Origin of the sequence: Phyllobacterium sp. 22552 (assembly GCF_052044585.1) — a bacterium.
GTDB classification, from domain to species: Bacteria; Pseudomonadota; Alphaproteobacteria; order Rhizobiales; family Rhizobiaceae; genus Phyllobacterium; species Phyllobacterium ifriqiyense.
The window spans coordinates 297,314-309,677 of sequence record NZ_JBQENG010000004.1 but is presented as its reverse complement, the minus strand read 5'-3'; the positions used below and the strand labels follow the sequence as shown (position 1 = coordinate 309,677).

Here is a 12,364-nt window from a genome sequence, read left to right as displayed (position 1 = left end):
ATGCTTTAGAAAAGCGCCTTAAGCTGATCAGCCTTCTCATTGACCAGCCAACCATAATAGTTTTCTTCCGGCATTTGCAGCGGTTCGCCATTGGCAACACGTTGTGCGTTGATATTTGCCAGAGCCCGAGCGCGCGCATCCGCGCCGCCTGTATTATAAAGTGTCGCTGTCAAACCGGGATTCTTGGATATATCGAGATCCGCAACCCGCCTATACACATCGATCGAGTGTTTCAATGTTGCCGCCATATAGGGCAACGTCAGGTCAGGATCCATGATTGTCTTGTAAACTTCACTGGCATTATCCGCATCAAGACGCGGCAATCCCGAATAGCGGTTGACCATGTCCGTCATTTGCAATGCGACAAGCGGGCTGAGCTGGCCTAAGCCGAAACTCTGGCCGGCATAGAATGGCTGGAAGAAAACCGCGCTCAGGCGATTGTTCGGGTAGCTGATCCCGCCGACATTATTCCCGCGAAAAGTAGTATCCCAGACATTCTCCCGGCATGACCAAAGGCGCAGGCTGTCCTTAAACTTATTGCATTCAGCAAACTGGGGTCGCTTGACAAAATCACCAATGGTTTCTCCCTTATAGTCAAAGCTGAGGCCTTGTTTCAGATATGAAACCGCCTTGACGTAATAGGTCTGCAACCTGTCATAGGCATCGACATTGTAGGTGTGTTCACCGACCAAGGCGCCGGCAACATGAACGGGATCAATGCCATAGGTTCTGGAAACGCTGGCAATTTTTGATCGCAGCTTCGTGTCGCTCTTCAGCAGGCCGTAAATTTTTTGATATTTGGCCTCATAGGTGGTGTTCATCTCGCGCGTCCGTTTGGCGGAAGCGGCTGGCACGCCAGGCTGACTTGCATTGCGATTGCCCTCCGGAACCATGGTTACGGCCAATGCGGATTGGGCAGTTACGGAAAACAGCAAAAAACAGCTGGTTGCAAAAAGGCAAAGGGTTCGTTTCATCATCGATCCAGAAATCCAGTCAGAAGCCCGCAATAGCGGCTTGTTCAGACGAAAGCCAGAAAAACCTCAATCTGGATATCAAGTCAGTTCACTGTGCGGGAACTGGGCAACTCATGTCGCCTTCCTCGCACTTCAAATAGGATTTCAGATCTTCGATGCGTGATGCAGTCAAACCGTTCAGACATATGGACTGCATCATGGGGTATACGCTGCCATCTGCACTTCCCGATGTTGAAAAATTGCACTCTGCATCACGAAAGGCAACCCAAGCCTTTTGAGCAGTCACAAGCAGTTTCGTTGTTTGCGCATCGTCTTTCAGGCGAGCAGTAATCTGTCTGTAAAGCGCATTCAACTGGGTGTCTGAGTGCTTATAGGTATTGCTGTAACATTCGTTGAGATCCGCTTGGCTGCTATTAGGCTTGTCACAGGATTCAGCCGAAAGGGCAGCAGGCACGGTCGTGAAAAGTATGATGAGCGTCAGAACGGATTGCAAGAAACGCATGGGATATCTCCTGTTGCGACTCGCCCATTAAATAAGAAATCGCGATGGTTTTCCATCGCGATTTCCCTTATTTGCAATGCTAGAGAATGAAACGCGAAAGATCAGCGTTTTTAGCCATGTCGCCGATAGTCTCGCGCACATATTTGGCATCGACCGTGTACTCAGCTCCGGATTTGTCCGGCGCATTGAACGAAATCTCATCCAGCACGCGCTCCATAACCGTCTGCAGACGCCGTGCTCCGATATTCTCGATGGTCGAATTGAGATCAACGGCAATATCGGCCAATGCATCAATTGCATCATCGGTAATATCGAGTTTGACCTCTTCAGTCGCCATCAACGCAATATATTGCTTGAGCAGGCTTGCTTCCGGCTCCGTCAGGATGCGGCGCATGTCATCGCGTGTAAGGGCGCTAAGCTCGACACGGATGGGCAAGCGGCCTTGCAATTCCGGCAACAGATCGGAAGGCTTGGACACATGGAACGCCCCTGACGCGATGAACAGGATGTGATCGGTCTTGATCGGACCATATTTGGTCGCGACCGTCGTTCCTTCCACGAGCGGCAACAGATCGCGCTGCACGCCTTCACGCGATACGCCTGCACCCATTCCGCCGTCACGCGCTGCAATCTTGTCGATTTCGTCAAGGAAGACGATGCCGTCATTCTCGGCGGACCGTAGCGCTTCCTGTGTGATCTGATCCTGATCGAGAAGTTTATCCGACTCGTCATTGATCAAGACACCATAGGACTCCTTGACGGTGGTTTTGACCGTCTTGGTGCGTCCGCCCATAGCTTTGCCAAGCATGTCGCTGAGATTGAGGACGCCGATATTTGCACCGGGCATGCCGGGTAGTTCAAAGCTTGGCGAGCCGGAGTCGGCAATCTCGACTTCGATTTCCTTGTCGTCGATCAGGCCATCCCGCAGTTTCTTGCGGAAGCTGTCACGGGTTGCAGGGCTGGCGGTCTTGCCGACCAGTGCGTCAAGTACACGCTCTTCCGCATTGACATGGGCCTTGGCCTTCACATCTTCACGCTTTTTCTCGCGTACAAGCCCGATGGAAACCTCGACCAGATCACGAATAATCTGTTCAACGTCACGGCCCACATAGCCGACTTCGGTAAACTTGGTTGCTTCAACCTTGATGAACGGCGCGCCCGCAAGCTTGGCGAGACGACGTGAGATTTCCGTTTTGCCGACGCCAGTCGGTCCGATCATCAAAATGTTCTTGGGCATGACCTCTTCGCGCATCTGGCCTTCCAGCTGCTGGCGACGCCAACGGTTACGTAACGCAATAGCAACGGCACGTTTTGCGTCATTCTGGCCGATAATATAACGATCAAGTTCGGAGACGATTTCTCTTGGAGAAAATGTTGTCATTGGATTCTCGTTTCTTCCTGCCCGTCTTCGGGCCAAATTTCCAAATTATCCCGTGCCATCATAAGGGCGGGACCATAAATTGACGTCCTCGTATCAAATGCCGCAAAGCCAGCCTTTTCATAGACCCTGATTGCCCGCTTATTGGCCGGGTCCGGATCGACGATCACGCGTGGCACCCCTTCTTCGAACAGGAGCGATACGAATTCATCGATCAGCCGTGCACCATGCCCTTGGCCGATAAGGTCCGGCTCACCAATCATCAGGTCGATCCCAAGTGTTCCGCTCGGCTGATCCTGGTAAGGATGATCATCCTCAAGATGTGGATCATAGGTCTGGAGATAGCCGATAGGCTCGTCACCAAGCATGATTATGAATGGCTCAACCGAAATACTATCCATATGGTCCGCGATGTCGGCCAATTCCTTTTCAGGATCTTCGTTCCACCACTGTGCCACATGCGGTTCTGCCAGCCATTGCGAAATCATATTCAGATGGCGTGGTTCAACCGGGATGAAGCGGTAACGAAACTTCTGTCCGGATTCTAGTTCAGGCGGCATCAAGCGACTCAAGCGTTACACTTGTATTTGTGTAAATGCAGATATCAGCTGCAATCTGCATGGAACGGCGGGCGATTTCTTCTGCGCTCCTGTCCGTATCGATCAATGCCTTTGCTGCTGCCAGGGCAAAATTGCCACCAGAACCAATGGCCATTACGCCATACTCAGGCTCGAGCACATCGCCATTACCGGTAAGCGCGAGCGTAACCGATTTGTCGGCGACCAGCATCATGGCTTCGAGGCGGCGCAAATACCGGTCTGTACGCCAATCCTTGGCAAGTTCGACACATGCGCGCATCAACTGATCAGGATATTGTTCAAGTTTGGATTCGAGCCGTTCAAGCAATGTGAAGGCATCTGCTGTAGCACCGGCAAAACCGGCAATGACATTGCCCTTGCCGATACGGCGTACCTTGCGGGCATTGCCTTTCATAACAGTATTGCCGAGGCTGACTTGTCCGTCGCCGGCGATCACCACCTTACCGTCCTTGCGGACAGTTACGATGGTGGTTCCATACATGGTGGAGGGGTTGTGTTCTTGCATATTAACTCCTTAAGCGCGTTCGCCTGTACCCTAATCAAAGCAGTGCAGCGAACCCCTTCTGTTCCACTTATGTATGATGCCGCTACGGAAATGCAAATGAGTCTATAACCCTAAGCCATCAAAGCATTTGGAGATTCGGCATTCGTGTTTTAGAAGGCCACAATTAAAGGTATTTCTCCAAGCGGGATAGAGGCATGACAAGCGTCAGCACGCGTGAAGCGAAGGTAGAGCGGACAACCAAGGAAACCAGCATTGCCGTTTCGGTCAATCTGGACGGAACCGGTGCATTCAATATTGCAACCGGTGTCGGTTTCTTTGACCATATGCTGGAGCAATTGTCGCGGCATTCCCTGATAGACATGGATATCAAGGCCAATGGCGATCTGCATATCGATGATCATCATACCGTTGAGGACACCGGCATTGCTATCGGCCAAGCCATCGCCAAGGCTCTGGGTGAGCGCCGTGGCATTAATCGTTATGCTTCGCTCGATCTGGCCATGGATGAAACATTGACGCGCGCGGCGCTGGATGTCTCTGGGCGGCCCTATCTTGTCTGGCACGTAAAATTCTCGGCACATAAGATCGGCACGTTTGATACGGAACTGGTACGCGAATTCTTCCATGCTCTGGCGCAAAATGCCGGCATTACATTGCATGTCGCCAATCTTTACGGCGAAAACAATCACCATATTGCCGAGACCTGCTTCAAGGCCGTGGCCCGTACGTTACGGCACGCAATAGAAACCGACCCGCGCCAGAAGGATGCTATTCCTTCAACGAAGGGCAGTCTGAAAGGCTGAGTTATGGCCAGCTTTGTTGTACTGACGCCGCAGTTACGTAACGGTCGACGGGATGATGACCGCACGGTTTTCATCCGTGACGGATTTGCATGGCTTGGGTTCATTTTCCCCGTGCCGTGGCTCGTGCTGCAACGTCTGTGGTTTGAGGCCGCATTGGTGTTTGTGGCAACAATAATCATCTCGCTGGTTGGAAACTATACGAACCATGCAGGTCTGGCGACTCTCATCACTGCGCTTCTTTCCCTGTTCGTTGGGCTCGAGGCGCGCCGCTGGCGTTATGCAAAGCTTGAACGCAATGGTTTCGAGCAGCGTGCCGTCATTGATGCAGAAACTGCGGCTGACGCAGAAATCGCTTATTTTCATGGACCTGATTTTATGGCCGAGCCGTTGAGCGAACCGGCGCCAAAGACCGACCTGCCGGCCTATCGTTCAAGCACGACGCTAGCGCTTGATGGAATGGTCGGGCTTGTAAGCCATCGCGGAGAGAACTGAACATGCGCGTTGCGATTATTGACTATGGTTCGGGCAATTTGCGCTCGGCCACGAAGGCCTTTGAACGTGCGGCGCATGAAAATGGGATCAATGCGACCATTGATCTGACATCGGATGCGGAACGTGTGCGAACGGCCGATCGCATCGTACTCCCCGGCGTTGGCGCCTATGCTGATTGCCGTCGCGGGCTCCACGCGGTAGAGGGCATGGTCGAGGCCATTCATGAGGTAGCCGTTGAAAAAGCGCGACCCTTCCTCGGCATTTGTGTGGGCATGCAATTAATGTCGTCACGTGGCCTCGAAAAGACCATTTCGACCGGCTTTGACTGGATCAAGGGCGATGTCCGCGAAATGGTGCCGTCCGACCAGGACTTGAAAATCCCGCAGATCGGCTGGAATACCATTCGTTTGACCCGGCCGCATCCGCTGTTCGACGGTATCGAAACCGGACCGAAGGGGCTGCATGCCTATTTCGTCCATTCCTATTTCCTCGATGCGGAGATAGAAAATGATGTTCTTGCTATTACCGATTATGGTGGACCAGTGACCGCGGCAGTTGCCAACGACAATATGGCTGGAACACAGTTTCATCCGGAAAAGAGCCAAGCCCTTGGCCTTGCGCTTATAGGCAATTTCTTGAGGTGGAACCCATGATCCTTTTTCCGGCGATTGATCTGAAGGACGGAGCATGCGTCCGCTTGAGGCTTGGCGATATGGATCAGGCAACGGTTTACAATACCGATCCAGGCGCGCAGGCGAAGGCATTTGAAGATCAGGGTTTTGAATGGCTGCATGTGGTGGATCTTAACGGCGCTTTTGCCGGGGAGTCCGTCAATGGCGCGGCTGTAGAAGCAATTCTCAAGGCGACGAAAAATCCCGTGCAACTCGGTGGCGGTATCCGAACCCTTGATCATATTGAAGCTTGGCTGGCAAAGGGCCTGTCCCGTGTCATTCTGGGGACAGTTGCTGTGCGTGATCCGGAACTTGTTGTCGAAGCCTGTAAACATTTCCCGGGCAAAGTGGCTGTCGGCATTGATGCCAAAGGCGGCAAAGTTGCTGTCGAGGGCTGGGCAGAGGCATCAACACTTGGCGTCATCGAGCTTGCGAAAAAGTTCGAGGGCGCTGGCGTCGCCGCGATTATCTATACGGATATAGACCGGGATGGCATTCTCGCCGGTATTAACTGGGAATCGACATTGCAGCTTGCAGAAGCCGTTTCCATCCCGGTCATTGCGTCAGGTGGTCTCGCCTCGATTGCCGATATTGTTCGCATGACCATGCCGGATGCTCGCAGGCTTGAGGGCGCTATTTCAGGTCGCGCGCTTTATGACGGTCGCATCGATCCTGAAGAAGCGTTGAATGTACTTCGCCAGGCACGGGAGCGCGCAGCATGACCTTGAAAGCGCGCGTTATTCCCTGCCTGGATGTCAAGGATGGGCGTGTCGTCAAGGGCGTCAATTTCGTTGACCTCATTGATGCCGGTGATCCCGTGGAGGCGGCAAAAGCCTATGATGCCGCAGGGGCAGATGAACTCTGTTTCCTCGATATTACGGCGTCGTCGGACAATCGCGAGACGATCTTCGACGTTGTTGCCCGCACTGCGGAGCAATGTTTCATGCCGCTGACAGTTGGGGGCGGTGTTCGGACCGTAGCCGATATCCGCAAATTGTTGCTGGCCGGAGCCGACAAAGTATCGATAAATACGGCTGCGGTGGTAAATCCCGACTTTATCGCCGAGGCCGCGGACAAATTCGGCAATCAGTGCATCGTGGTCGCCATAGATGCCAAAAAAGTATCAACCGGCAACGAAGTGGATCGCTGGGAAATTTTCACCCATGGCGGCCGCAATGCAACGGGCATTGATGCCGTCGAATTTGCCCGCAAGGTCGTCGATCTGGGGGCAGGCGAGATTCTGCTGACCTCCATGGATCGCGATGGCTCGAAGATCGGCTACGACCTGCCTGTTACGCGTGCCATCGCTGATGCCGTGCGTGTCCCTGTCATAGCGTCTGGTGGCGTGGGCAATCTCGATCACTTGGTTGAGGGCATCAGGGAAGGCCATGCATCAGCGGTGCTTGCTGCATCCATTTTCCATTTCGGAACCTATACGATTGCGGAAGCGAAGGCGCATATGGCCGCTGCGGGAATCCCGATGCGGTTGGACCCCGTTCGTTGACTGGAGAATTTTGATGACTGCATTCACCTTGGCGGATCTGGAACGTATCGTTGCAACGCGCGCCAGCTCCACGGATATCCAGTCTTATACCGCCAGCCTTTATGCCAAAGGTATTGGCAAGGCCAGCCAGAAGCTTGGCGAGGAAGCCGTCGAGACAGTCATTGCGGCAGTTTCCGGCGACAGGGAAGGCGTTGTTTCCGAGAGCGCGGATTTGCTCTATCATTTGCTGGTCGTCCTGGGAATTTCCGGCGTCAAGCTCGATGAGGTTCTGCAAGAGCTGGAACATCGGACAAGACAGACCGGACTTGAGGAGAAAGCTGCGCGGGGGCAGGGCTGACCATGTTCACGGGCCCGGCAAGCGGCAGGCAGGCGATCATAGCTGTGGAGGGCGACGTCGTGGATCAATTGGCACCCAGCGAATTTTCTCCGTACCACTTCTTCAGTGCAGAACGCTGGGCTGAGTTTCGCGCCGATACGCCAATTACCCTCACCAATGAAGAAATCAAGCGCCTGCGTTCGTTGAACGATCCGATTGATCTTGATGAGGTGAGCCGGATCTATCTCTCGCTCTCGCGTCTGCTTTCGGCCCATGTCGAGGCCAGTCAATTACTGTTCTACCAGCGCCGCCAGTTTCTCAATACGGATGACGCATTCAAGACCCCCTTCATCATTGGCGTTGCGGGATCGGTTGCGGTGGGTAAATCGACCACGGCGCGTGTATTGAAAGAGCTGCTGGCGCGCTGGCCCTCAAGCCCGAAAGTTGATCTCGTAACGACGGATGGCTTTCTTTATCCCAATGATGTTTTGCGGACCAAAGGCCTGATGGAACGCAAGGGATTTCCGGAGAGCTATGATGTCGGCATGGTGCTGCGGTTCCTCTCGCAGATCAAGGCAGGCCAGCGCAACGTCAATGCGCCGCTCTATTCCCATTTAACTTATGACGTATTGCCGGGGCAATTTCAGACTGTCGATGCGCCAGACATCCTGATTTTCGAGGGCATCAACGTGCTGCAGGTGCGTGACTTGCCGGAAGATGGCAAGATGGTGCCGTTTGTCTCGGATTTCTTCGATTTTTCGATCTATATTGATGCGGATGAAGAGCAAATTCACAAATGGTACATTGATCGCTTCATGCGCTTGCGTGAGACAGCGTTCAAGGACCCAAGCTCATTCTTCCATCGCTATTCGACAATCTCCGATGATTCCGCCAGGGCAATTGGCGAAAGCCTCTGGGCAAATATCAACCTGAAAAACCTGCGCGAAAACATCCTGCCGACGAGGCCCCGTGCGGACCTTATCCTGCGCAAGGGCGATAATCACCTTGTGGAAGAGGTGGCGCTCAGGAAGCTGTAACGCGCCTGAGTGTCAGATTAATCCGGCCTGTGCTTTTCAGCAAAGTAGAGGTTCCGGGATAAATACGATCTACCCCATGAAATGCCAATCGGCCTTCATCGCCCAGCACAACAACATCGCCACTTGAAAGCTTGATGGATTGCGTCCTGTCGTTCCGGTTCGTCCCACCAAAACGGAAAAGGCACGTGTCCCCCAAGGAAACCGAGACAACGGGTGCCTCAAGATTCTGCTCATCGCGATCCTGATGAAGTCCCATTTTTGCTGTTTCGGAATAGAAATTGATCAAACAGGCCTCAGGAGGCTGCGGATAATCGCCAACGCTGAGCCAAAGCTCGACTAGCGATTGTGGTATCGCGGGCCAAGGTTGCTGCGTGACGGGATGTGTCGGCTGATAACGATAGCCGAATTCTTTGTCAGTAACCCAGCCCAGTGAGCCGCAATTGGTCATGCGCACGCTCATTTCCTTGCCGGTTCTCGGCATTGCCGGAACATAAAGCGGCGCTGCCGCTACTACAGTCCGGATTTCTTCCAGCAGCGCGGTCTGCTGCTGTTGGGTGAAATAATCAGGAAAGTAGCGGATGCCCGGCGCGAGCAATATCATTGACCTGCGACCTCAAAAAACAAACCCGGCGCCATGCACCGGGTTTGTGGGTTCATGAAGCTTTACTCAGCCAAGTTCAGGAATACGCAGCACCTGGCCTGGATAAATCTTGTCCGGGTGGCTCAGCATTGGCTTGTTGGCCTCAAAAATGAGCGTGTTCTTCGCGCCCTTACCCTTGCCATATTGGGACTCTGCGATCTTCCAAAGATTGTCGCCCTTCTTCACAGTATAGAAGACGGGCGTCTTGGCGACAGAACCTGTCGTCGTCTGGTCAACAGTCAGTCCGCCCGTATCCACCTTCGAGACACCGAGCGAATTGCCAACCGCAATAATCGCCTTTTCAAGAATTTCCTGATTGGTGACATTGCCCTTGAGCACTGCCTTGTCACCTTCGATTGCCACTTCAACGTTTTCGGTACCGAGCTTGTGGGAATCGAGTTCCTTCTTCAGATCTTCGGCGCTAGGCTCTTCATCGCCAATACCGATTTTCTTGCCTACGGATTTTACGAAATCAAATAGTCCCATAACTGGCTCCTTGTTGATTGTTCAAATCGACAGGCATTGTTGTGACATTTCATACCTGCTTTGGAAAGGATGATTTGAACCCGAACCATAACGCGGTAATGAGCCAATTGATCCCTATCAATCGCCTTGAACCTTCCCGCGCATCTTTTTAACCCCGGAACGGCCCGACTTTTCTTTCAGTCGGCGTTCTATTGAACCCTTTGTGGGCCGGGTTTTTCTGCGCGGTGGCGGTGGCGGTTCGGCAGCTTTTGCAATCAGCGCCACCATGCGCTCGCGCGCATCCTGACGGTTGCGTTCCTGTGTACGAAAGCGATTTGCTTCAATCAGAATCTCGCCGTCTTTGGTTGCCCGCTGACCAGCCAGCGCGATAAGCCTTGCCAGAACTTCCTCCGGCAAACCTGCTTTCACAGCATAGAAGCGCAGTTGAACGGCGGTGGAAACCTTATTGACATTCTGCCCACCGGGACCTGCCGAGCGAATAAAATTCTCTTCCAGATCGCTCTCGTCGATCCAGATTCGGTTGTTGATCTTTATGCGGTTACGGCTTTCTTCCATGACAGATTGGTAGCCCAAACTTTGATTCTCTGGAAGAACCATAAAAAAAGCCCCGCATGGTGAGCGGGGCCTTCAAATATGGGACCGCTACCCTTACTCCGCTGCAACCGGCGTGTGTGGGGCAGCGGCTTTAATATCGCTGTCGACATGGCTTTCGAATTTGTCGAAGTTGCGAATGAACATGTCGACAAGCTTCTTCGCCTGGGCGTCATAGCCTGCCTTGTCCGACCATGTTGAGCGCGGATCGAGGATCGCATTGTCAACGCCATTTACAGAAACAGGCACCGCAAAACCAAAATTCGGGTCTGTGCGGAATTCAGCGCTTTTTAGTGAGCCGTCTAGAGCGGCGGACAAAAGTGCGCGCGTTGCTTTGATCGGCATGCGCTTGCCAACGCCATAGGCACCGCCTGTCCAACCGGTATTTACCAGCCAACAATCAACATTGTGGTCAGCGATCAGTTGACGGAGCAAATTGCCATATTCCGAAGGATGCCGAGGCATGAATGGCGCACCGAAGCAGGTAGAGAATGTCGCCTCCGGCTCGGTAACGCCACGCTCGGTGCCCGCAACCTTGGCGGTGTATCCGGAAAGGAAATGATACATTGCCTGGGCGGGTGTCAGCTTGGCAATTGGCGGCATGACGCCAAAAGCATCGGCTGTAAGCATGATGATATTCTTTGGATGGCTCGCCTTGCCGGTTTTCGATGCATTGGGAATGAAATCGAGCGGATAGGCGCAGCGCGTGTTCTCCGTCAACGAACCATCATTGAAGTCGGGCTGGCGCTTGTCATCCAGAACGACATTTTCCAGAACAGTGCCAAAACGCTGTGTCGTTGCGAAAATTTCCGGTTCGGCTTCCGCGGAGAGGCGAATGGTCTTGGCGTAGCAGCCACCTTCGAAGTTGAAAACGCCGTGCTCACCCCAGCCGTGCTCGTCATCGCCAATCAGGGTGCGGGTGGGGTCAGCCGAAAGTGTTGTCTTGCCGGTGCCGGAAAGGCCAAAGAACACCGCAGTATCGCCATCAGGGCCCTCATTGGCCGAGCAATGCATAGGCATGACGCCTTTACCCGGTAGAATATAGTTGAGCGCCGTGAAGACTGACTTTTTCATTTCACCGGCATAGGCCGAGCCGCCGATCAGAACGATAAGTCGATTGAGGTCGACGGCGATGACCGTCTCTGTCCGCGTGCCATGCCGCGCCGGGTCAGCGCGGAAAGAGGGCAGATCAATAATGGTCATTTGCGGAACAAAATCGGCCAAAGCCTCGCGTTCCGGACGAATGAGAAGATTGCGGATAAACAGGGAGTGCCAAGCAAACTCGGTGATCACGCGCGTATTAAGCTTGTAATCTTCGTCAGCGCCGCCGACGAGATCCTGAACAAAGAGTTCCTTGCCCTTTGCCTGCTCCATGAAGTCCGCATAAAGCAATTCGAACGCCTCAGGCGACATTGCCGAATTGTTGTCCCACCAGACATTACCCTCCGTGGAGGCATCGCGAACGACGAACTTGTCCTTGGGAGAGCGGCCCGTATGCTGGCCGGTGCGGGCGACGAGTGCGCCTTGCGCCGTCAAGACAGCTTCGCCGCGGCGCAATGTTTCCTCATAGAGTTCAGCAGTTCCAAGATTATAATAGGCCGCCGAAACGCCCTTTAAACCTGAGTTGCCGAGCGCGATTGCCGCGTTGTGGATGCCGATCTCTCTAATCATCTGTCCGCCATTGTTTAAGAAGGTGCATGGGTCAAACTTTTGGTTAATCTCACTCTACATGTTCAATGTAAAATGCGACATGAATTGGTCAAAAGCAGAAAAATCAAATAGTTTCAAACGTTTAATCGATTTAAAGATTTTAATTTTTTTTAAATCGGTTTAGTTGCGAAGAGGCAAGCCCGCCTTATTTACCAG

Annotated in this window: 16 protein-coding genes; 7 read left to right on the top strand and 9 right to left on the bottom strand. The window is 53.2% G+C overall.

Translation table 11 applies throughout. The annotated features are described in order from the left end of the window. Positions 1–5 precede the first annotated feature (5 nt). The 5 genes from ACTJI9_RS11670 to hslV all read right to left on the bottom strand — a co-directional run bounded on the left by ACTJI9_RS11670 (position 6) and on the right by hslV (position 3,958). Positions 6–974, bottom strand: coding sequence for a DUF1402 family protein (locus tag ACTJI9_RS11670; protein ID WP_115054792.1), 969 nt, complete (start codon positions 972–974; stop codon positions 6–8). 88 nt (positions 975–1,062) lie between these two features. After that, positions 1,063–1,476 (bottom strand): lysozyme inhibitor LprI family protein, encoded by a 414-nt coding sequence (locus tag ACTJI9_RS11665; protein WP_307281511.1) that lies wholly within the window; start codon positions 1,474–1,476, stop codon positions 1,063–1,065. 79 nt (positions 1,477–1,555) lie between these two features. Further along, a complete protein-coding gene (hslU, locus tag ACTJI9_RS11660) occupies positions 1,556–2,857 on the bottom strand; it encodes an ATP-dependent protease ATPase subunit HslU (protein ID WP_115054510.1) in 1,302 nt (433 codons plus the stop codon). Further along, on the bottom strand, positions 2,854–3,414 hold the full coding sequence (locus tag ACTJI9_RS11655) for a GNAT family N-acetyltransferase (RefSeq protein WP_336440323.1): 561 nt from the start codon (positions 3,412–3,414) through the stop codon (positions 2,854–2,856). The genes hslU and ACTJI9_RS11655 overlap by 4 nt, the downstream gene beginning before the upstream one ends. Next, positions 3,404–3,958: an ATP-dependent protease subunit HslV gene (gene hslV / locus ACTJI9_RS11650; RefSeq protein ID WP_336440322.1), complete on the bottom strand. Its 555-nt coding sequence runs from the start codon at positions 3,956–3,958 to the stop codon at positions 3,404–3,406. Before hslV ends, ACTJI9_RS11655 begins: the two co-directional genes overlap by 11 nt. A 194-nt stretch (positions 3,959–4,152) precedes the next feature. On the opposite strand from hslV, the gene hisB reads away from it, so the two are divergent. From hisB to coaA, 7 genes are read left to right on the top strand one after another with little or no spacing between them, the layout of a single operon-like run. Then, a complete protein-coding gene (gene hisB / locus ACTJI9_RS11645; RefSeq protein ID WP_440808132.1) occupies positions 4,153–4,761 on the top strand; it encodes an imidazoleglycerol-phosphate dehydratase HisB in 609 nt (202 codons plus the stop codon). 3 nt (positions 4,762–4,764) lie between these two features. After that, positions 4,765–5,253 (top strand): DUF2628 domain-containing protein, encoded by a 489-nt coding sequence (locus ACTJI9_RS11640; RefSeq protein ID WP_440808130.1) that lies wholly within the window; start codon positions 4,765–4,767, stop codon positions 5,251–5,253. A 2-nt stretch (positions 5,254–5,255) separates the two neighbouring features. Then, complete coding sequence (gene hisH / locus ACTJI9_RS11635) at positions 5,256–5,906, top strand: imidazole glycerol phosphate synthase subunit HisH (RefSeq protein WP_440808129.1); 651 nt, start codon at positions 5,256–5,258, stop codon at positions 5,904–5,906. Then, a complete protein-coding gene (hisA, locus tag ACTJI9_RS11630) occupies positions 5,903–6,646 on the top strand; it encodes a 1-(5-phosphoribosyl)-5-[(5-phosphoribosylamino)methylideneamino]imidazole-4-carboxamide isomerase (RefSeq protein WP_115054516.1) in 744 nt (247 codons plus the stop codon). The genes hisH and hisA overlap by 4 nt, the downstream gene beginning before the upstream one ends. After that, positions 6,643–7,428 (top strand): imidazole glycerol phosphate synthase subunit HisF, encoded by a 786-nt coding sequence (gene hisF / locus ACTJI9_RS11625; protein WP_115054517.1) that lies wholly within the window; start codon positions 6,643–6,645, stop codon positions 7,426–7,428. The genes hisA and hisF overlap by 4 nt, the downstream gene beginning before the upstream one ends. 13 nt (positions 7,429–7,441) lie before the next feature. Beyond that, positions 7,442–7,765 (top strand): phosphoribosyl-ATP diphosphatase, encoded by a 324-nt coding sequence (locus ACTJI9_RS11620; protein WP_336440320.1) that lies wholly within the window; start codon positions 7,442–7,444, stop codon positions 7,763–7,765. Positions 7,766–7,767: 2 nt separating this feature from the next. Continuing rightward, complete coding sequence (gene coaA, locus ACTJI9_RS11615) at positions 7,768–8,781, top strand: type I pantothenate kinase (protein WP_440808124.1); 1,014 nt, start codon at positions 7,768–7,770, stop codon at positions 8,779–8,781. On the opposite strand, the gene ACTJI9_RS11610 is transcribed toward coaA, so the two are convergent. From ACTJI9_RS11610 to ACTJI9_RS11595, 4 genes are all read right to left on the bottom strand, one after another. Beyond that, positions 8,768–9,382, bottom strand: coding sequence for an alpha-ketoglutarate-dependent dioxygenase AlkB (locus tag ACTJI9_RS11610; RefSeq protein WP_115054519.1), 615 nt, complete (start codon positions 9,380–9,382; stop codon positions 8,768–8,770). The genes coaA and ACTJI9_RS11610 overlap by 14 nt on opposite strands. 66 nt (positions 9,383–9,448) lie before the next feature. Then, complete coding sequence (gene lysM, locus ACTJI9_RS11605) at positions 9,449–9,907, bottom strand: peptidoglycan-binding protein LysM (protein ID WP_115054520.1); 459 nt, start codon at positions 9,905–9,907, stop codon at positions 9,449–9,451. Between the two features lie 117 nt (positions 9,908–10,024). Then, complete coding sequence (arfB, locus tag ACTJI9_RS11600) at positions 10,025–10,462, bottom strand: alternative ribosome rescue aminoacyl-tRNA hydrolase ArfB (RefSeq protein WP_115054794.1); 438 nt, start codon at positions 10,460–10,462, stop codon at positions 10,025–10,027. A 93-nt stretch (positions 10,463–10,555) separates the two neighbouring features. Continuing rightward, positions 10,556–12,166, bottom strand: a complete 1,611-nt coding sequence (locus ACTJI9_RS11595) for a phosphoenolpyruvate carboxykinase (protein ID WP_440808476.1) — start codon at positions 12,164–12,166, stop codon at positions 10,556–10,558. Positions 12,167–12,364: the final 198 nt, after the last annotated feature.

What these genes read in the sequence shown, in the direction of transcription:
- coaA (WP_440808124.1), top strand. Translation starts at nt 7,768, where the DNA reads ATGTTCACGGGCCCGGCAAGCGGCAGGCAGGCGATCATAGCTGTGGAG.
- ACTJI9_RS11620 (WP_336440320.1), top strand. Translation starts at nt 7,442, where the DNA reads ATGACTGCATTCACCTTGGCGGATCTGGAACGTATCGTTGCAACGCGC.
- ACTJI9_RS11610 (WP_115054519.1), bottom strand. Translation starts at nt 9,382, where the DNA reads ATGATATTGCTCGCGCCGGGCATCCGCTACTTTCCTGATTATTTCACC.
- hisH (WP_440808129.1), top strand. Translation starts at nt 5,256, where the DNA reads ATGCGCGTTGCGATTATTGACTATGGTTCGGGCAATTTGCGCTCGGCC.
- ACTJI9_RS11640 (WP_440808130.1), top strand. Translation starts at nt 4,765, where the DNA reads ATGGCCAGCTTTGTTGTACTGACGCCGCAGTTACGTAACGGTCGACGG.
- hisF (WP_115054517.1), top strand. Translation starts at nt 6,643, where the DNA reads ATGACCTTGAAAGCGCGCGTTATTCCCTGCCTGGATGTCAAGGATGGG.
- hisB (WP_440808132.1), top strand. Translation starts at nt 4,153, where the DNA reads ATGACAAGCGTCAGCACGCGTGAAGCGAAGGTAGAGCGGACAACCAAG.
- hslU (WP_115054510.1), bottom strand. Translation starts at nt 2,857, where the DNA reads ATGACAACATTTTCTCCAAGAGAAATCGTCTCCGAACTTGATCGTTAT.
- ACTJI9_RS11655 (WP_336440323.1), bottom strand. Translation starts at nt 3,414, where the DNA reads ATGCCGCCTGAACTAGAATCCGGACAGAAGTTTCGTTACCGCTTCATC.
- lysM (WP_115054520.1), bottom strand. Translation starts at nt 9,907, where the DNA reads ATGGGACTATTTGATTTCGTAAAATCCGTAGGCAAGAAAATCGGTATT.
- hisA (WP_115054516.1), top strand. Translation starts at nt 5,903, where the DNA reads ATGATCCTTTTTCCGGCGATTGATCTGAAGGACGGAGCATGCGTCCGC.
- hslV (WP_336440322.1), bottom strand. Translation starts at nt 3,958, where the DNA reads ATGCAAGAACACAACCCCTCCACCATGTATGGAACCACCATCGTAACT.
- arfB (WP_115054794.1), bottom strand. Translation starts at nt 10,462, where the DNA reads ATGGAAGAAAGCCGTAACCGCATAAAGATCAACAACCGAATCTGGATC.
- ACTJI9_RS11665 (WP_307281511.1), bottom strand. Translation starts at nt 1,476, where the DNA reads ATGCGTTTCTTGCAATCCGTTCTGACGCTCATCATACTTTTCACGACC.
- ACTJI9_RS11670 (WP_115054792.1), bottom strand. Translation starts at nt 974, where the DNA reads ATGAAACGAACCCTTTGCCTTTTTGCAACCAGCTGTTTTTTGCTGTTT.